The organism is Parasphingorhabdus litoris DSM 22379, from assembly GCF_020906275.1.
Lineage (GTDB): Bacteria > Pseudomonadota > Alphaproteobacteria > Sphingomonadales > Sphingomonadaceae > Parasphingorhabdus > Parasphingorhabdus litoris.
In genome coordinates this window covers 991,801-1,011,297 of the sequence record NZ_CP086727.1, presented here as the reverse complement: position 1 = coordinate 1,011,297, position 19,497 = coordinate 991,801, and the positions used below count along the sequence as shown (strand labels likewise).

General features: G+C 53.9%; 10 protein-coding genes. 5 read left to right on the top strand and 5 right to left on the bottom strand.

What is annotated here, in order from left to right; genetic code table 11:
* Positions 1–2: 2 nt before the first annotated feature.
* The 3 genes from BS29_RS04945 to BS29_RS04935 all read right to left on the bottom strand — a co-directional run bounded on the left by BS29_RS04945 (position 3) and on the right by BS29_RS04935 (position 6,252).
* Positions 3–1,877 (bottom strand): alpha-amylase family glycosyl hydrolase, encoded by a 1,875-nt coding sequence (locus BS29_RS04945; RefSeq protein WP_407673748.1) that lies wholly within the window; start codon positions 1,875–1,877, stop codon positions 3–5.
* Positions 1,877–3,394 carry a tryptophan halogenase family protein gene (locus BS29_RS04940; protein WP_229956108.1) on the bottom strand — a complete coding sequence of 506 codons (1,518 nt, stop codon included), beginning with the start codon at positions 3,392–3,394 and terminating at the stop codon, positions 1,877–1,879. Before BS29_RS04940 ends, BS29_RS04945 begins: the two co-directional genes overlap by 1 nt.
* A gap of 107 nt (positions 3,395–3,501) precedes the next feature.
* Positions 3,502–6,252 carry a TonB-dependent receptor gene (locus BS29_RS04935; RefSeq protein WP_229956107.1) on the bottom strand — a complete coding sequence of 917 codons (2,751 nt, stop codon included), beginning with the start codon at positions 6,250–6,252 and terminating at the stop codon, positions 3,502–3,504.
* A gap of 295 nt (positions 6,253–6,547) precedes the next feature.
* Between BS29_RS04935 and BS29_RS04930 the strand changes: the two genes are divergently transcribed.
* Together BS29_RS04930 and BS29_RS04925 are read left to right on the top strand one after the other, a co-directional pair.
* On the top strand, positions 6,548–7,591 hold the full coding sequence (locus BS29_RS04930; RefSeq protein ID WP_229956948.1) for a LacI family DNA-binding transcriptional regulator: 1,044 nt from the start codon (positions 6,548–6,550) through the stop codon (positions 7,589–7,591).
* Positions 7,592–7,689: 98 nt separating this feature from the next.
* Positions 7,690–9,222, top strand: a complete 1,533-nt coding sequence (locus tag BS29_RS04925; RefSeq protein ID WP_229956106.1) for an MFS transporter — start codon at positions 7,690–7,692, stop codon at positions 9,220–9,222.
* Here BS29_RS04925 and BS29_RS04920 read toward each other — a convergent pair whose 3' ends face one another.
* Positions 9,223–10,131 carry an aldo/keto reductase gene (locus tag BS29_RS04920; protein WP_229956105.1) on the bottom strand — a complete coding sequence of 303 codons (909 nt, stop codon included), beginning with the start codon at positions 10,129–10,131 and terminating at the stop codon, positions 9,223–9,225.
* Between the two features lie 416 nt (positions 10,132–10,547).
* On the opposite strand from BS29_RS04920, the gene BS29_RS04915 reads away from it, so the two are divergent.
* From BS29_RS04915 to BS29_RS04905, 3 genes are read left to right on the top strand one after another with little or no spacing between them, the layout of a single operon-like run.
* Positions 10,548–13,679 carry an efflux RND transporter permease subunit gene (locus BS29_RS04915; RefSeq protein ID WP_229956104.1) on the top strand — a complete coding sequence of 1,044 codons (3,132 nt, stop codon included), beginning with the start codon at positions 10,548–10,550 and terminating at the stop codon, positions 13,677–13,679.
* Entirely contained in the window at positions 13,676–14,830 is a 1,155-nt protein-coding gene (locus BS29_RS04910) for an efflux RND transporter periplasmic adaptor subunit (protein WP_229956103.1), read from the top strand. The genes BS29_RS04915 and BS29_RS04910 overlap by 4 nt, the downstream gene beginning before the upstream one ends.
* Before the next feature lie 11 nt (positions 14,831–14,841).
* A complete protein-coding gene (locus tag BS29_RS04905) occupies positions 14,842–16,224 on the top strand; it encodes an efflux transporter outer membrane subunit (RefSeq protein WP_229956947.1) in 1,383 nt (460 codons plus the stop codon).
* A gap of 43 nt (positions 16,225–16,267) precedes the next feature.
* Here BS29_RS04905 and BS29_RS04900 read toward each other — a convergent pair whose 3' ends face one another.
* Entirely contained in the window at positions 16,268–19,477 is a 3,210-nt protein-coding gene (locus tag BS29_RS04900; RefSeq protein ID WP_229956102.1) for an amidohydrolase family protein, read from the bottom strand.
* Positions 19,478–19,497 lie beyond the last annotated feature (20 nt).

Here is a 19,497-nt window from a genome sequence, read left to right as displayed (position 1 = left end):
GTTTACTTCTTGTCCTGGGGAGTGGCCTGGCAGATGGCATAGCCAAGCGGAGGGAGGTTGACGGAAACCGATCCGGGAGCCGAAACGGTGGCAGCACATTGACCTGCCAGAGTAGAAAAATTGACCGAGTTGATGCCGACTTCGACATTTTGTTTGATCGCCTCGTTGGTCATGTTGAGCGCTACAAAGACCTCGGTTCCATCATCGTCTCCGCGGGTGAAGGCGAGCAGGCCTGATTTTTCGCTGCTGGCACGCAATAGCGTGCGACCATAGCGAAGCTGCGGCGTCTGTTTCCGCACCTTGCTGAGTTTGGCGATCAGTTGATAAAGCGGATGCTGATCATCGAAATTCGCCTCGGCTGTGGTTGCGTCCGTGCCGATCAGGCGGTTGTCATTATAGACGTCCACCTTGCTGGGGAACATGTCCTCACGCGCGGCCTGGTCTCCGCCATCGCCGACAAAGCCTTGTTCATCGCCGGAATATATCGTGGGTACGCCGCGTGTCGCCATCAGCAGGACATGCGCAAGCGATATGCGCGCGAGCCGCTCTTCTTCGCTGGCATCGGGATAGGCTTTGTCCAGCATATGCGCCATGCGGCCCATGTCATGATTACCAAGAAAGGTCGGCAGCTGACGTGCGGTTGCTTCACCCCCGGCATAGAGCACATCGCCATCGATTAGCTTACCGAAAATATGGGTTCCTGTTTTGCCGGTGAGCATATCATGTGCTGCGACCTGAAACGCGAAATCGAGGACGGTGGGTAGCTCGTCACGCTTGGTGAACTGGGCCAGATATCCGGGATCCACTTCATGCGCGTAGACTTCTCCGAAGATATGGAAATTATCTATGCCCTTAGCTTTCGCGCGTTCGAGCATGGCCGGGGTGAAACGGGTCCAGAATTCCGGGTTCACATGTTTGGCAGTATCGATGCGAAAGCCATCAATGCCAAATTTGTCGATCCAGTCGCCGAATATTTCGATAAACCCGTCCACCACGCGCGGGTTTTCGGTCATCAAGTCATCCAGACCGACGAAATCTCCATAGCGGGAGGATTCCCCTTCAAACGTCGTATCACCCCGATTGTGATACCAGATCGGATCGTTGAGCCATGCCGGAACTTTAATATTTTCCTCACCGGCTTTCGTGACAGGCGTGTAGGCATAGGTCGGGTCTGTCAGTTTTGCGAAATTGTCTGCCGTCATCACGGTATCGCCAGCAAAACCTCCGTTAATGGCGGGACCGTCTACACCGCCGCGGCGAAGATAAGGGTAATCCGCCTTGCTGCGATAGACGCACTGCTTTTGACCTTCGCATTCCTTGGGATACAAGACATCCGCCGTATGGTTGGCGATAATGTCCATATAGACTTTCATCCCGCGCGCGTGCGCGGCGTCAACAAAAGCACGAAACTCGTCATTGGTACCGAAATGCGGATCGACCTGAGTAAAATCGGTGACCCAATAGCCATGATAGCCAGCGCTTTCATTGCCGGGCGTGCCCTGTACTGGCTTGTTCTTGAAGATCGGTGCAAACCAGATGGCGGTAACGCCAAGTCCTTGAATATAATCCAGTTTTTCCGTCAATCCCTTTAGGTCGCCGCCATGATAAAAGCCCTTATGGGTCGGATCATAGCCAGATTTCAGCCGCCCGCCTTCAATACCGGCGATATCATTCTGCGGATCGCCGTTTTCAAACCGGTCGGGCAGCACGAAATAGATGATTTCATCTTCGGGTAACCGCGCTCTTACGCTGTCCAAAGCAACTGTCGCTTCTCCATCACCATAGATCGGGGCTTCCTGCGCTTCGGCTTGGCCGCAACCGCCAAGAAGCGATGTTGAAAGCGCCAGACTGGTGAGCAAGGAAATTTTCTTCATCATTATGCGACGATCCTGTTGGTTGGGGAGGAATGTTGCTGCGCGGCGCAATGGCGCGCGATATAGTCGCTATGATCCGGCATGCGCGACGCAATCCTTTGGGCATGCTGACCGGCGAGTTTCAGGAACTCGACCAGATCATTTTCGCTGAGCTGATCGGCGAGGGGATGATAGCCTTCCGGCACAATGCCTTGCCCGATCAAGACCTGCAACCAACCCGCTTCGGTGAACAATTCCTCATGCTCCCGGACAATCCGTCCATTGGCTTTAAAAAGGGCAATCTTATGCGCCAGGCTATCGGGAATTTCGGCATCGCGGACGGCTTGCCAGAACGGCTCGCTGCGACCATTGGCGTGGTAATGCAGGATAAGGAAATCGCGAATGCGTTCCCATTCAAAATCTGTTTGGCGATTATATTCAGCAATGTCCGCTTCTGCGATATGATCGCCGGGAAGCAGTTGCAGAAGCCGCGCGATAGCGGATTGAATGAGGTGGATGCTGGTCGACTCCAGCGGTTCCATAAAACCTGCGGACAGGCCAAGCGCGACGCAATTTTTTACCCAAGCGCGCGTGCGTTTCCCGGTGGTGAATTGTAATTGCCGGGGTTCGTCCAAAGCGCACCCGTCCAGATTGTCGAGCAGGATCGAGGCCGCTTCGTCATCCGACATATGGGCGCTGCTGTAGACATGCCCGTTCCCCGTGCGATGCTGGAGCGGAATGCGCCATTGCCAGCCTGCCTTGCGCGCTGATGATTTTGTATAGGGCGTCAGCGGTTTGGTTGCTTCGCATGGCACAGCAACCGCGCGATCACAGGGCAGCCAATGGCGCCAATCATCATAGCCTGCATTTAATGCGCCTTCGATCAGCAGGCCGCGAAAGCCGGAACAATCGATGAAAAAATCGCCCTCGACCAGCTGTCCTGATTCCAGCTGCAGTGACTGAATGGTGCCATTTTCGGGATCTTGTCGGACGTCGGCAATCAGGCCTTCGATGCGCTTGACACCGCCAGCTTCAGCATATTGCCGCAGGAATTTCGCATAGAGCCCGGCGTCGAAATGATAGGCATAGGCAACGCCGCTAGGGAGTTGACCGGGCTTTTCTTCAACCGGTGCGAAGCGGTTTTCTGCCGAAGCCACGGCGCAAGGACTGGCAGACCATAAGTCATTGGTTTTACTGCTTTTCAGCGCACGCAACCAATAGTGGTGATAACCAACAAGCCCGAGTTGCCGGCCAATATTGCCAAAAGCATGAATATAGTGCTGACCGTCTCCACTCCATCCATCAAACTGGATGCCGAGTTTGAAACTACCCTGGGTCGCAGCGACAAAAGCATTTTCATCAATGCCAAGGCCGTGATTGAAAAGACGGATCTGGGGGATTGTTGCTTCGCCGACGCCGACAGTTCCTATCGCATCGGATTCAACTAAGGTGATGTTGGCCTGTTTACCAAGGAAGCGGCTAAGCGCTGCCGCTGCCATCCAGCCAGCGGTCCCCCCGCCGGCAATGACAAATTTTTGCATTGCCGCCTCCCTCATCTATTTATCACAACAGTTATGCCGACTGCCGGACCCGTTCACAATGCCCCTTCAAGCTTGGACATCATCAACAGATCCGGCCATCGACATCATCAGAATTTAAATGACGCTCCGATCAGGAACCGGCGGCCATAAATCTGATGATCGATAACTTTCAAACGCGTGCCGTCACCGTCAATCGATGCGAAGCGCTCGTCGGTAAGGTTCTGAGCCTGCAGATAAAATGACAGGCCTTCCAGTGCGCTACCTTCCTGGAAGTCATAACCGATTTGAGCATCGACAATGGTTTCCGGCAAAGCCAGCCGGCGGGTCAAGTTGCCACCAAAGCCACTGAAATCTGCTAAGAACCTCGACCGATATCGTGCACTCGCACGAGCGTTGAAGCCCCATTTTTCGAAGAAAATCGTGCCATTAGCCGTCCATTTGGAATAGCCGGGGATATCATCAATATCGCCATTGGCATCTTCAACCTTGCTTTCGGTATAGCCGACCCCGCCGGTCACACCAAAGCCGTCCAACGCCTCAGTTATATTATTGAACGGCAGAGTAATCGCCAGTTCACCGCCATAGAAATCACCGCCACCGGTGTTGACCGCGCGTTCGAGCAGACCAATCGGCGTATCAATTGGCAGGTTTTGCGGGAGCGGCAGGCCGGTAAAATCAAAAGGCTGCTTGCTGCGATCAATATAGCTGACGATATCTTTGTAGAAGAGCTGCAATGAAATCACCGCCGACTGACCAAAATATTTTTCAAAGTTCAGATCAATCCCATTTGCACGATAGGGCCGTAAAAACGGGTTGCCGCCTGATCCATCGAGAAACACACCGGCAGGATCCGTTTCATTGCGGCTATAATCTAGCGACACCCTCATATCATCAATGCGAGGTCGCTGAATCTGACGTGCGGCAGCAAAGCGGATGATGAAATCACTGTCGAAGCGCAGCGAAAGGTTGAGACTGGGCAGGACATCCCAGTAGCTGTCGCCTAACGTACGGTCATTACGTACCCCGCCGGCAAATGTCGGTCCAGTTGACTCTTGATCGGTATTGATCGCCTGCACCCCGAAATTACCGGTCAGCGTGGCGTTACTGAATTCCTGTTCAATATCCGCTTGCAAATAGGCAGTCAGAATATCTTCGCTGACCGAATAGGCTTTTGAGAGAACATCTGGCACATTATTCGGTTCCAAAACCAATATGCCATCATCAATCAACTGGCGCGCATCATAGCTAACAACGGGACCAAGGCCGAGATAGTCCAGATTTGTCGGTCGCAGCAGAGCATCCTGCGGGATGGCCGTCTCCAACGCACCACCTGCCAGCCGCACGAGTGACTCATCCGGCGTCAGGCTTTTGTCACGATCTGTGTAGTTAAGGCCGAATTTGACAGCTTTGATGAAGCCGCCGTCAAATTCTTTTTCCACACCGACGCGATATTGCTTAAGTTCATCTTCGACGATCCGATCATTATAATAACCGGCCTGTGGAACGACTCCGCCGCCCCAACCCAAGGGATCGGTCAGGAAAATCGCGCTGGGGTCGCTATAGTCCAGCGACGGATTAAATACCGTGCCGCTTAGGCCAGATTCAACGCCGATAGTAGCCGAAGCGCCATTGCCAGTGTCATCTCCGTTGAAACCGGTTCCTGAATAGCTTTCAATACTCAGTTCGTTGCGATCGGTTTTGGAATAGCCAATATCGATAAAGGCTTTCCAGCCGTCATCACCTTCATAAGTTGCGTTATAACCAAAGGAATAGAGATCGGCTTTGCGTTGGAAAATATCGTTGCGTATCACGCCGCGGACATTTTCAAATGTTGCGGCTGTCGCAAAACCATCCGTAACCGTCGCGGTGCTGGGGTCACCGGTTGTCCCAAATCCACCACCAAAGGCGAGGGGCAATTCGATACCACGCTTGGATTGGTCATCGTTGAAATTCGAATAAAAACCATCCAATGTCATCATGACCGTATCGGATGGCTTGTATTGCAACGTGCCGTTGATACCGAAACGTTTCAGTTCCGTGGAGGTTACGAAAGATTTCGAACCGCCAATGACGAATGGCCTTGCAGCCGATCCATCGCCATCATAGCCCCAGGCGTTAAATTCCTGCAACTGATAAGGCTCGTCGACATAAGCAGCGGCAATTGCAATGCCCAGCGTGTCATCAGCGAACTGATCGACATAAGTACCGTTGACCCGATAACCATATTTTGAAGAACCAGCGTTCAGAGCGCCAAGATCAGCATATGTACCGCGTGCACCAACGGCCAGGACCCGGTCACGATATTCCAGTGGACGGATCGTGCGTACGTCGATTGTACCCGCCAAACCCTGTCCAACCAGCGAGGCATTGGGTGATTTATAAACAACAACCTGGCTGACCACCTCAGAAGGATATTGGTCAAATTCTACCGCGCGGTTGTCGCCGGTCGAGGTTTGCTCGCGGCCATTCAGCAATGTTTGCGAGAAATCGGGGCCCAGACCGCGAACGGCGATCACATTGGCGCGGCCATTGAGGCGTTGTGATGTCAGGCCGGGCAGACGAGCGATTGATTCACCGATAGAAGCGTCCGGCAGTTTGCCGATATCTTCAGCAGTGACTGATTCCAGGATTTGGTCGCTCCGCTTTTTCTCGCTGACAGCGCTTTCAAGGCTGGCGCGAAAGCCGGTAACAACGATAACGCCTTCTTCTTCATCAATCTCCGCAGACGATTGGTTCTCTTGGCTGGTGTCTTGGGCAAATGCCGTTGTGCTGCCTGCAGCGATTGCCAGCGACAGTCCAAGAGCAACACGGCTGGCTTGAACAAGGCCGCGCTTCTTACTGAATTGTGGTTTCTTCATATTCACTCCCCTAATCGGGCTCCCGATTCGTGCCGGAAAGGCCCATAAACTCAATTTGATAAGGTCACGATGTCCGCAAATATCGTGCGTCAAACTCGGGTCTTTATGATCGGAAATTGCGCGCTGCATAGTTCACATACGTATGCACATATCTGATGAGGGGGTGCGTTGTAACAATTCGGCAACAAAGATTTCGCGGTCCTGATATTTGCAATAGTGATAGAATGTCCTAAGCTATTTCAGAGAAACATGAACCATGCTGGCAACCGCTTGGGCCCGTCAGGAGAGACAGCATATGGGTGGCTCGCCATCACGCAAACCGACATCTTTTGATATAGCCTATTTGGCTGGCGTTTCGCAGCCTACCGTCTCGCGCGCGCTTCGTAACAGTCCTTCCGTAAGTCCAGCGACGCGTGAAAAAATTCAGAAAATCGCCAAAGAGCTGAACTACAAAGTCGACAAAAACGCGTCCTCTCTGCGATCCCAGCAGAGCAACACCTTGGCGCTTTTGTTTTTCGAAGATCCTGCGCCGGACGACAGCCTCATCAACCCGTTTTTTCTATCGATGCTGGGGTCAATCACCCGGCAATGCGCGCGGCGCGGTTACGACCTACTCATTTCATTTCAGCAGCTATCCGGCGATTGGCACACCGACTATCAGGACAGCCATCGCGCCGATGGTATCATCCTGCTCGGCTATGGCGACTATGAGGATTATCGCGACCGGCTGACTCATCTTGTTGGGCAGGGGACGCATTTTGTTCGCTGGGGTCTTGCCGGAACTGACGAGCCCGGGCTGACACTGGGCTCAGATAATCGCGGCGGTGGCAAAAAGGCCGTTCAGCATTTGTTGGAAAACGGCCGCAAAAATATTGCATTTATCGGAACGGCATCGAGTCACGCTCCCGAGTTCGAAGCCCGTTGGCTTGGATATTGTGACGCATTAACGGAAGCAGGCATAGCCATTGATCCGGCATTACAGCGCGATGGGTTCAGCAGCGAGGAAAGCGGCGTTGATGCAGTGCAGTCCTTAATCGCCAGCGGTCAGAAATTCGATGCCATCTTCGCAGCTTCGGACCTGATCGCCATTGGCGCAATGCGGACAGTGCAGGAAGCGGGCCTGAAAATCCCGGAAGATATCGCAGTGGTTGGTTTTGACGATATTCCGGCTTCCGCGATGACCGCACCGCCGCTCACAACGGTGACTCAGGACTTGAAGACCGCAGGTGAGGCTTTGGTTACTGCCCTTTTGCAACAGATTGCTGGCGAAAAGGTCGAATCTTCGGCGTTGCCGGTAAAGTTGATGGTCCGGGATTCCTCGGCAGCAGCAAAACCGTAAAGCATACGTATACAAGAGTTGCCGCATTGTAGGGCGGCCCACAATTTGCCACCAACGCGTTATGACGCAGCACCATAGCGGCGCGAGGGGAGAGAATCATGGCGGAAAAACCAAAGCAAGGCTTTTGGGGCCTATGGAATATCAGCTTCGGCTTTTTCGGTATTCAAATCGGCTTCGCGCTGCAAAACGCGAATATGAGCCGGATATTTCAATCACTTGGCGCAGATCTCGATAATCTTTCTGTCCTTTGGATAGCGGCCCCGCTGACCGGATTGCTCGTGCAACCGATTGTCGGTCACTTGAGCGACAAGACCTGGCTCGGGAAACTGGGCCGGCGTCGTCCCTATTTTCTAGCCGGTGCGATTCTTGCCGCCATTGCCTTGCTGGTCATGCCGCAATCCACAATCTTGTGGTTTTCGGTCGCCATGCTCTGGATTCTTGACGCCTCGATCAACATCTCCATGGAACCGTTTCGCGCCTTTGTCGGAGATATGCTGAGAAAAGATCAGCATAGCGCTGGCTATGCCGTGCAAACCGCTTTTATTGGCGCGGGCGCTGTTGTTGGATCGATCTTCCCTTTTGTAATGGAACAGCTCAATGTTTCCAATGTCGCACCGGATGGCGGAATACCGGATACTGTGCGCTACGCTTTCTGGTTTGGCGGGATCATGTTCCTGTTGTCGGTCCTGTGGACGGTGTTCGCGACGGAGGAATATAGCCCCGACGAAATGGCGGCTTTTGATGGTGTTGCCAGCGAAGAAGAAGCCACGCACACGGTGCGGGCGCTTGCGGCAAAGACTTTCACGTCGAGCATGATCTGGATTGCTGCGGGCATTGCCGTAATTCTGACCGTGGACCAGTTTGGTCTGGAAAAGGAAGTATATCTGCTAGGCGCCTTGCTCGCGGGCTATGGTGTCGCCAGTATCTTCGCGATCATCCTGGCACGTGGTGGTCGCTCCAATAATATGTTGAGCAGCATTATCGGTGACTTTTCCGGCATGCCGGATTTGATGAAACGATTGGCCGTAGTCCAGTTTTTCAGCTGGTCCGCCCTGTTCATCATGTGGATCAACACCACGCCGGTGGTCGCACAATATGTGTTTGGCTCCGCAGACCCGCAAAGCGCTGGCTATCAGGAGGCTGGTAATTGGGTAGGTGTGATGTTCACCGTTTATAATGGCGTAGCAGCGGTGGTGGCACTCTCGCTACTCCCCTGGCTCTCGGCCAAGATTGGCAAGGCCAGAACCCATATAATCTGCCTGCTTTGCGGTGCAGCCGGCTTTGCGAGCTTTTTCGTCGTGCAAGATAAAAACCTCTTGCTGATCAGCGAAATCGGCATCGGCATCGCATGGGCGTCGATCCTCGCAATGCCTTATGCCATCTTGGCCTCCAGCCTGCCGCAGAGGAAACTTGGCACCTATATGGGGCTGTTCAATGTTTTCATCGTTGTGCCGCAACTTTTGGTGGCCACCGTCATGGGCTCGATCATGAAAGCGTTTTTCCCGACCGAACCGATCTGGACCATGGCTTTTGCGGCGACCGTTTGGGTCATCGCCGCGCTGGCAATGCTGCGAGTTGATGCCGTGCTTCCAAAGGAGCCAACACTCAAGGTAAAGGTTGCAACAAGTTAATCAGGGCAGCGGCACGCCGCGCGCTGCGACCAGCACTGCATACCAGTCTTGTCTGCTCCATTGTACCTTTAAGGCATCCATCGCATCTGCGATTCGATCTGCGCGCTGCGACCCTATGATAGGAATCGGGCGAGAGGGATGCGCCATGATCCAGCTATAAGCGGTTGCGGTTCTACTGACCCCGAATGTTTCAGCAATCCGGTCCAGTTCCTTGACCACCGCATGAGCACGGTCATCATCCGGTGATGCAATCCTTCCGCCAGCCAATGGAGACCAGGCTAGTGGAGTCATGTCCATGACCATTGCCTGATCCAGTTCACCATTTTCCATCGTATCGATGCGGAGCGCTGAAATTTCCGGCTGCGTAGTGACAATTGGCAGATCCAGGAAATGGTCCAGCGCCGCAATCTGGTTTTGGGTAAAATTGGAAACGCCAATATGCTGTATCTTCCCCGACTGCACAGCCTGTTCCAGTGTGCGCGCAATTTCCTGGGGATGAGTCAAGATATCGGGCCGGTGTATTTGCCAAAGCTCGATCGTATCTACACCCAACCGGGACAGAGACGCATCGATCGCTTTTTCCAGATAGGCAGTACTGCTATCATAAGGTAGCGGGGGCATGATACCGCCTTTGCTCGCCAGTATCATTCGATCGCGCAGGCTTTTGTCTTTAGCCAGCACTTCACCAAGCAATGTTTCGGCATCGCCAAAACCATCTGTTCCGTTGAAGCCATAAATATCGGCTGTATCGAACAGGGTAATGCCACAATCGAGCACGGCATGGATTAATTGCGCTGCCTCAGAAACATCACGCCCCGCAAACCGCCACATGCCCCAAGCCATGGAGGTGACTTCAATGTCGGATTGCCCAAGCCGGCGAGTAGGAGAAATTTTGGGAAGATTGCTCATGATCATTTGGTTCTTTTAGTTAGATGATATTCTCGCAGGGCAGAACGCCTCCTGTTACGCCGCTCAGCCATAGCGCCCAAATGTCACAATTCAAGTTATGTCCGCTTTGGGTAGTACCGAAATCAATGCCCTGGAAAGCATGACATCCTCACTAAATAGAACCCCATTGTCCATGACCGCCTGAGGCTTATTGGGAGACAATTTGCGGCATTTCTCGAACAAAAACACCCAAATGTCAGATCGAAAAAATCAATGCCGTTGATCGAAACGACCACAACCTTGGTCGAAATCATCTGAGCAAGTTTCGTTTGTTACGATAATCGATTCCCACAAATGGCCCACGGCGGTTTGGAGACGGGAGGGAGTCTGATGCGGACGTCCGAGACAATATTAATATATTGCAGTGGTGACTGGCGATGAGTCTCACCAATATCGCACTGAAATATCCGGCCGCCATTGCTGCTGCTTTGGCTTTGATAGCGTTGATCGGGATCATTTCTGCATTCAGCACACCAATCCAACTATTCCCGAACATTGAGCGGCCTAGCTTGACCGTCCAAGCGGGTTGGCGCGCGGCCAGTCCCAAAGAGATCGAGTCCGAAATCACCATTCCAATCGAGGATGAGCTGCGCGGACTTCCTGGGCTGACCAGCGTTCAGTCTTGGTCGAATAATGGCAATGTCTGGCTTAATTTGGAATTTGCGCTTGGTACCAATATGGACAAGGCATTTGCACAGGTCTCCAGCCGCGTTCAGCGCGTGCGCAATTGGCCTCTTGATGCTGATCGCCCTTCCGTGGGTGGTGCTAATGGAGATCAAGGGGAATCACTCATTTATCTGTTTCTTCAGGCCCTGCCCGATAGCAATCTTGACTCCGAGGCGCTGGCGACTTTCGCCCGCGATACCATCGCGCCTGAACTAGAATCTGTAGAAGGTGTCCAAGGCGTCAGCGTAGAAGCGCCGACCGGGGAACGGATTTTGCGGATTCGCTTCGATCCTTGGAGACTGGCCCAACTCAATCTCACCATCGAGCAATTGTCTCGCGCCGTCGGTCGCTTTCAAGATGTTGGCGGCGGCACGGTGGATGTCGGGCGGCGTGGATATGCTTTGCGCTTCGAAGGCAATTTTTCAGCTGAACAAATTGGAGATTTAACCGTCGCTCAACGGGGATCCACCGTGATCCGGATGCGCGATGTCGCCGATATCAATGTTGGTCCCGACAAGGCATTTGGCGTAACCTATCAGAATGGTAACCCGGCCATTGGGATGCGGGTTGTTCGACAACCGGGAAGCAATACACTGGACGCGATCAATGGCGTACTCTCAACCATTGAAACATTTAACGAAAATGAACTGGCCGGCATGGGCGCGAGAATCGAGAAGAGCTTCGATCCATCCGTCTTTATCAAACGTGCCCTTTCTTTCTTGAGCGGCAATCTGCTGCTGGGAACATTGCTGGCCATTGGCCTATTGTGGCTTTTCGTTCGGCGCTGGCGTGCAACCTTTATCATCGCTGCGACCGTTCCCGTTTGTCTATTGGCAACGCTTGCGGTGATTGGCATGACGGGGCGGACAATCAACGTAATTTCGCTCGCCGGCTTGGCTTTCGCAACCGGTATGGTGCTTGATGCTGCGATTGTTGTGATGGAAAACTTCGTCCGCTTGCGCAACCACGGTCGATCACCCGGTGAAGCCGCCATCGAAGCCGTATCACAGGTCTGGCCGGCTCTATTTGCATCCACCGCAACCACCGTCGCCATCTTCATCCCAATCATGTTTATTGAGGATGTCGAAGGTCAGCTATTTGCTGATCTTGCACTAACCATTGCCATTTCTGTTGTCGCCAGCCTGATTGTTGCGGTAACATTGCTGCCGGCTGCAGCGCGCCAATATGGCCAGGTTGATATGGAAGATAACGAGCGCCGCTGGGATGATTATGCAGACCGGATTTTCGCGCTGATCGACAGTGACAAAAAACGCAAAATCTGGATTCCATCGCTCATCCTTGCGCCTTTTGTAATTTCTTATTTCCTATGGCCGCAAACGGATTACCTGCCTGATGTGAAGCGGGATGCGGTGGACGCATGGGTAGGACTGCCGTCGGGTGCGACGTTGGAATCTGCGCGAACCGAAATAGCCGAAGAAGTCGTCGAGCGATTGGATCCCTATCTGAAAGGCGACAAACAACCGGAGCTGCTCAACTACTATCTGTTCGTCAATCCATGGGGTATCAACACAGGTATCCGGATCAAGGATCAATCCCGCATAGATGAGATGACGGGCATTGTGAATGGAGAGATATTGGCTGGATTCCCGGATGTGCAAGCCTTTGCACAACAAGGCAGCTTGTTTGGGAATTTCGGAGGAAATGGTTCAATTGAACTCTATCTACAATCCGAAAATGACGAGAATTTGCGAGAGGCTGCACTGGTTGCAACAGATGCCATTCAGACCGCCCTGCCCGGCGGGATGGTTAGACCCAATCCCGATCCGAATGTGGTTGTTCCTGAGCTCCGTCTAACTCCCAATGACAGGCGTATAGCCGAACTTGGTATGACTCGCGATCAGGTCGGACGCGCCGTCCGCGCACTGGGCGATGGCCTCTATCTGGGCGAATATGTTTCCGAAGGTGAGCGGATGCGCGTCATCATGCGCGGGTCGGAAGCATCAGATCCGGAAGCGATCGAAAGCGCCCCCCTGGTTACGCCCAATGCCGGAGCCGTTCCGTTGGGTGAAGTCGCCACCTTGCTGCGCGGCGTCGGGCCAACACAGATCCGCCATGTGGATGGACGTAAAACCGTAGCGCTTAACATCAGCCCCCCGCCAGGCATGGCTTTGGGTGAGGCTTTGGAAATCATCGAAACCTCGGCGGAGCCCGCCATTCGCGATGCCCTGCAAACCGGCGGTACCTTGCGCTATGGCGGCGACGCAGACGCATTGATCAAAGCAATAAAATCACTCAGCACAAACTTCATTCTAGCTGCGGCTTTGTTGTTTGTGATCATGGCTTCTGTTTTTCGTTCTGCCCGCGATGCAGCATTGGTGATCATTGCCCTGCCCCTTGCCACTGTTGGCGGTGTCATCGCGATCCAAATACTGAATCTGGTCAAACCCACACCGCTCGATCTGCTGGGCATGATCGGCTTTGTCATCTTACTGGGTATTGTTGTGAACAATGCGATTTTGCTGATGGCGCAGGCCCGCGAGAGTGAACGCGAAGGCATGAACCGGTCAGAAGCCGCTCGCACAGCATTACGTTTGCGCCTGCGGCCCATATTGATGACGACTGGTACGTCGGTCATGGGGATGCTTCCGCTGGCTTTGGTTCCCGGTCCAGGCAGCGCGATATATCGTGGTCTTGCAGTCATAATTGTCGGCGGAGTTTTGGTTTCGACAATTTTCACGTTGGTCTTGCTGCCAGCGCTTATCCAGCTGGGATCGGCAAAGAAAGACAAACCGAACAAACCCGACCGTCCTGACAAACCCAAAAAATCCCCAGAGCCTGAGCCAGACTTTGGCGGCGGATTAATGCCGGAGCCTGCTGAATGAGTTTTGCATTACCCCAAATGATCCGCGACAATCTTCGTTGGGTATTAATCGGCGGCGCGCTGCTGTTGGTTACACTCATATATTTCCTGTTCTTTGCATCTAACGCTGCGGAAGGCCAGGGCGGACCCGGTCAGGGTGGCCCACCGCCTGCCATTGTCACACTTGCAAAAATCGAAAAATTGGCGCTCACGCCGAATTTTACTGCGCCAGGTGATATTGTCGCCAATCGCGATTCTGTTGTCGCCTCGGAAGTCGCCGGGCGGATACAGACCACACTCAATATCGGAGCGCGAGTGCGTCGAGGCACGGTCATCGCGGTCATTGATGATCGCACTATCCGTTTGGCCAGAGATCAAGCCCGTGCAGAAGTTGCGCGTTTGCAATCGGATCTTACCTACCAGAACCGCTTGGTTGGGAGATTGCAGCAATTGCTTGAAGAAGAAGCGGAATCCGAAGCCTCTCTAGATGAAGCCATTTCTACCCGTGATCAAACCCGTGCACGTCTGGCTGCCGCAAAGGTTGCCCTGGAAACAGCGCAAGTCGATCTTGCCCGTACCCGCATCCGTGCACCTTTTGCAGGACAGATGGTCGAACGTCGCATTGAAGTCGGCGAATATGCAACGCCCGGCCGTGAAATTGCACGAATTGTTGGAAGAGAAGGCTCGGAAGCCCGCGTCCGTGTACCCATTGCTGTCGCCGGTTCGTTGTCGACCGGACAAGAGGTCACCATTCTTGCGGACGGAGAACAAAGGGCTTCTCGGGTACGCACAGTTATCGAAACCGGTGATGAAGTCAGCCGGACGGTAGAGGTACGCGCGCCAATGGGATCCCATAATCTCAAAATGGGAAGCGCCATTTCGATTACCGTACCTACGGGGATAGAGCGCGATGTCCTGACGGCTCCGCGTGATGCACTGGTTCTGCGGGATAGCGGCATCTTCATCTATGTAGTGAATCCCAAAGATAAAACCGCCAAGCGTGTTAACGTGCAAGTTGGCGAACCAGCCGGCGACCGCGTCGCCATTTCGGGGCAGATTGCCGCTGGTGACATGATTGTGGTGCGGGGAGGTGAACGACTGCGCGATGGTCAGAACGTGACCTGGGATGATGGCAAGAAACCAAAAGCCGAACCAGAGCAATCTGCAGGATGACCGGCGTGAATATGCGTATATTGCCGATTTTCTTGCTCCTGTCCTTGTCGGCATGTGCCGTGCGCGGTGGCCCCGACCTTGATCTTGCAGCTGTTCCGACCGCGCCGGATGGCTGGGCGTCGCGGCCCGACCTGACGCTGACTGATGCCAATGGTTCACAGCCCGGAAACATCAGCAATGGTTGGATCAAACAATTTGGGGATACGGACCTGGAAAGCGCGGTTCAGGAGGCGTTTGCCAATAATCGCAATTTGCAAGCTGTGTTGGCCAGACTCCGCGCGTCGCGCGCGGCCATGCGTGTTGCCCGGGCAGATCTGTTCCCCCGTATAGATTTGTCCGGCACAGCCACTGATGCTGAAAATGCCGCTACGGTCTATGATGGCTCCCTAGAAGCCAGTTGGGAGGCAGATATCTGGGGTCGCAATCTAGCTCTGGCCCGCGCCGGCAATGCCGACGCCAGGGCAGCAGCAGCTGATTTTGCGGCAGCCCGACAGGCCCTCGCAGCTTCCGTTGCACAGGCTTGGTATGATCGCAGTGCTGCCCGTATCTCCTTGGACTTGGCGACCAGCGATCTCGAACGACGCAAAGATACGCTGCGGATTACCAATGCCCGTTTTCGCGCGGGACTTGCTTCCCGTCTAGATGTTCGATTGGCGCAAGTCGCTGTTTCCAATAGTGAAGACCGTCTGGAAACCGCCTTGCGCACGGCCCGAAATGCAGCGCGTGCGCTGGAAGTGCTGATTGGTCGCTATCCTTCCGGAGATGCGGCTGGTGCAGAGCGACTTGTTATGCCGCAACCACTGCCGGATATTACCGCGCCCGTTTCTGTGTTGGCCGGCCGGCCAGATCTCATTGCAGCCGAAGCGCGCGTTGATGCTGCAGGACTGCGGGCGGTGGATGCCCGGCATGCGATGTTCCCGCAATTGACTCTGCGCTTCGAAGCCACGACCCGTAGCGGCAATTTTGGTGACCTATTTGATCCCAGCACTTATATCAACGCGATATCTGCTGGCCTGTTACAACCCCTTTTTAGAGGCGGCGAATTACTGGCAGAAGCAGATCGTCAAGGCGAGCTCGCCAAGGAAGCACTGTTTAACTACGCTCAATCAACACTGACGGCTTTTCAGGAAGTTGAAGATCGATTGGATGCAGAGGCAACGCTGGAACGACAGGTTGCCTCAGCCGCTACCGCCGCTGAAGAAGCCCGCGCTGCGGTCGACTTGACTCGCAGCCGCTATATTAATGGTCGCTCCACTATCTTTAACCTCTTGGACGCGCAAACAACGGCAATTGCATCAGAGACACGGGCTATCGAAGCACGCCGCGCCCAAATTGAAAATCGTATCAATCTTCATCTTGCATTAGGTGATGAACCCCTGCCCGCTGGAGGCTGATCAAGAAATCGCGCTCAATGTCTGAGGCGAGAAGCCCCCTTTTTTACTCCCACCAATAGGCCAAACGTTTCCGACTGCCCGTCACGACTTCGTTCATTGTCACAGGGTCGTACATCCGGCCATTGACCATCACCCGATGGATTTTGTCGCTGTTGCGGATATCGGCAGTGGGATCAGCATCAAGTACAACCAAGTCTGCCAACTTACCTGCTTCAAGAGAACCAATTTCGTCCCCCATGCCGAGAGATTTCGCAGAATCAATCGTGCCTGATCGTAACGCCTGGAGCGGTGACATACCGCCGCGAACGAGAGACCATAGTTCCCAATGGGTCGCAATTCCAGCCTGCTGACCATGCGCGCCGATGGATACCAACACGCCTTCGTCCGCCAGTTTCTTGGCTTCGCGAGCATTGTCATCATCGACAAAATCTTCCTCAGGCGCTTTGGTTCGCCGCACATTGGCCGCCGCCAGCTGTTTGGGCGGCGTATGGATCAGCAGCGGATGCTTGAAGACATCGGTAGCTTGCCGCCAATAAGGATCACCCGCTAATCCACCATAGCTAACCACGATGGTCGGCGTGTAGTTGGTTTGCGATTGGGAAAACATCTGCACAACATCATTATAGAAAATGTCGAGCGGAATATTATGCTCCAATGTGCTGTTGCCGTCAGCAATCAACGCCATATCCATGCCATAAAGCGAACCACCTTCCGCGACGACCAACATATCCTCCTGACGTGCAGCTTCGACCACCTGCTGGCGTTGTTCACGACGTGGCTGGTTATAGTTTTTGACACTGCTACCACCTTGCGCCTTCAACCGGCGAACATGATCAAGCGCATCTTCCAGACTATTGATTTCGGCATAGACCTCAGCTGCTTTCGCGCCATATACAATTTCACCGGTGGAGAAAATCCGCGGTCCGATCAACTGTCCAGCGCGCTGCATTTCGGCTGCAACAAATATCTCGCTTGCTCGGCTCGATGGATCGTGAATGGTGGTGGTGCCAAGCGCTAAGTTCTGGATCAATGACCAGTTTTGCTGCGGTACCAGCTCATCAGTTCCCTGGGCACCATGGGCATGGGCATCAACATAGCCAGGCACAATGGTCTTGCCAGTCACATCAACAACAGTTGCGCCCGCCGGAACAGATACGCTGCCGCTAGCACCAACGGACAGAATTTTATTGTCTTGCACAACAATCGTTCCGTCATCGACAATACCGCCACTTTCATCCGACATGGTAATCAAGCGCGCGCCGGTCAGCGCCAGTAAACCATTTGGTTTATCTGCCGTAATCCTACGCTCCAGAGACACACCGCTAGTGGGTGGTATAAATTTCGGCGCGTCCTTTGCTGCAGGCGCATCGGGGAAAAGTGCGCTGGTTTGAGCGGTAAAAACCTGCGGCCCGATGCTCCAGTGCAACTGTTGGCCATTCTGCGACCAGTGGATATAATCTGCGCCGCCTTTGCTGACCCGGGTCACCGGCAATGATTTGCTCTTTGGTGTAACAGCAACCGCCTGCGTGCCGGGCATTAACGGCATAACAAAGGCTTCATAATTCTGCCGAAAGGCAACATATTGACCGTCTGGAGACACGATATAATCATTGGCCAATTCACCTGTGGCATGGGTGCGCTTCGCCTCTCCGCTGAGATCGCTACTCATCAAGACACGCTTATTGTCTTCCTGCGCCATCATGAACACGCGATCATTGGTGGCACCAAATTGTGGACCTGCCGCCCCTGATACAATGCGTTTGGGCGCGCCACCGGACGCCGCGACGCTATAAACGCCATCATCGACGGAATAGTCCGGCGATGTCAGATAGCCGCCATCCTTCATCTCAAAGATAATCATGCGGCCATCTGGTGAGAAATGCGGGCGAGCATAGTGGCCTGGGCGATTGGTCACGGTACGTGCAGAACCACCGGAAGCGCTTACTGTCTTGACCCGCCCAAGATTGCTGTCGGTCCATCCAACAAAGACAATCGACCGGCCGTCGCGTGACCAAGATGGAAACAGCTCGCGTTCATTGCGGCTGTTGGTCAACCGTTTCGGCGCGCCACCGCTCATGGATTTCACATATAGCTGCCCCAGGCTCTCAAACACGACCTGCCGGCCATTGGGCGACACAGCAGCAAAGCGCGGCATCTTGGCTGTAAAACTGTCCGCCTCCACCGCGATTTTCGGATGCGGGGCATCAGCAACGCCGCGTGTATCATTGATCGTGAAAGGAATGATTGATGCGCCGGACCCATCGGCGGATATTTTGCGGATCTTGCCACCCGCCCAAAACACTATGCTGCGGCTGTCAGGGGTCCAATCCATATTGGGATAGACGCCCGTGACGGCCCAGGTTTCCTGAACATCCTGGTCGAGATTATCATAGATTTTGCGTTCTATTCCGCTGGCTAGGTCCTTGACATAGAGCTTTGACTTCGCCCGCTCCCGCCGGACAAAGGCGATGCTCTTGCCATCCGGTGAAGGCGTTGGTCGCACGGACCCGCCGAGACCGGATACGGCTGTCGTAACCTCTCCGCTTTCCAGATCATATTCCTCAATATTGAACAGATCAGTGTTGGAATCCTGCGCATATATGAACCGTCCACCCGGTGTGATGTTGCGGGTATAGTAAAGCGACTTGCCATCCGGCGCGTAAATCGGTTCGCCCAATTCTTTTTGGTGCTGTTCATTCGGCTTCTTGACCAGAACAACCCCTGCCCCACCCGAAACATGATAGACCCAAACCTCACCGGTACCGAGTGACCGACCGGTCGTGAAATGTTTCTTGGCAATAATGAAGCGTCCATCGGGACTCCAACTCGGCTGGTTCAACAAGCGAAATTTTTCTTTTGTGACCTGCCGCTTGTCGCTGCCGTCGCGGTTCATGATCCAAATATTGTCGCCACCCCCGCGATCCGAGGTAAAAGCAATGCGTTTGCCGTCAGGAGAGAAACGTGGCTGCACTTCCCAAGCCAGTCCTTCGGCGATGCGGGTGGGCGTGCCGCCGGCCATGGGCATCGTATAAATATCACCCAGCAATGCGAAGGCGATATGCTTACCATCGGGACTGACATCGATATCGATCCAGCTGCCCTCATCAGTTTTGATCGGCACCTGCTTGATGGTCGCGCCCTTGGGAGCATTGACATCCCACTTTTCCTCTTTGGTTTTTTCATCTGCGGCCTGGGCATATGCTGGACCGGCAAGAGAAATGGCAGCAAGTGCGGTTATCAGATGATATTTCATGAGGCCTCCCAATGGCTTTA

Bases quoted from the DNA above. Each gene is read 5' to 3' on its own strand.
- BS29_RS04900 (WP_229956102.1), bottom strand. From the start codon at position 19,477: ATGAAATATCATCTGATAACCGCACTTGCTGCCATTTCTCTTGCCGGT.
- BS29_RS04930 (WP_229956948.1), top strand. From the start codon at position 6,548: ATGGGTGGCTCGCCATCACGCAAACCGACATCTTTTGATATAGCCTAT.
- BS29_RS04920 (WP_229956105.1), bottom strand. From the start codon at position 10,131: ATGAGCAATCTTCCCAAAATTTCTCCTACTCGCCGGCTTGGGCAATCC.
- BS29_RS04905 (WP_229956947.1), top strand. From the start codon at position 14,842: ATGCGTATATTGCCGATTTTCTTGCTCCTGTCCTTGTCGGCATGTGCC.
- BS29_RS04910 (WP_229956103.1), top strand. From the start codon at position 13,676: ATGAGTTTTGCATTACCCCAAATGATCCGCGACAATCTTCGTTGGGTA.
- BS29_RS04940 (WP_229956108.1), bottom strand. From the start codon at position 3,394: ATGCAAAAATTTGTCATTGCCGGCGGGGGGACCGCTGGCTGGATGGCA.
- BS29_RS04925 (WP_229956106.1), top strand. From the start codon at position 7,690: ATGGCGGAAAAACCAAAGCAAGGCTTTTGGGGCCTATGGAATATCAGC.
- BS29_RS04945 (WP_407673748.1), bottom strand. From the start codon at position 1,877: ATGATGAAGAAAATTTCCTTGCTCACCAGTCTGGCGCTTTCAACATCG.
- BS29_RS04935 (WP_229956107.1), bottom strand. From the start codon at position 6,252: ATGAAGAAACCACAATTCAGTAAGAAGCGCGGCCTTGTTCAAGCCAGC.
- BS29_RS04915 (WP_229956104.1), top strand. From the start codon at position 10,548: ATGAGTCTCACCAATATCGCACTGAAATATCCGGCCGCCATTGCTGCT.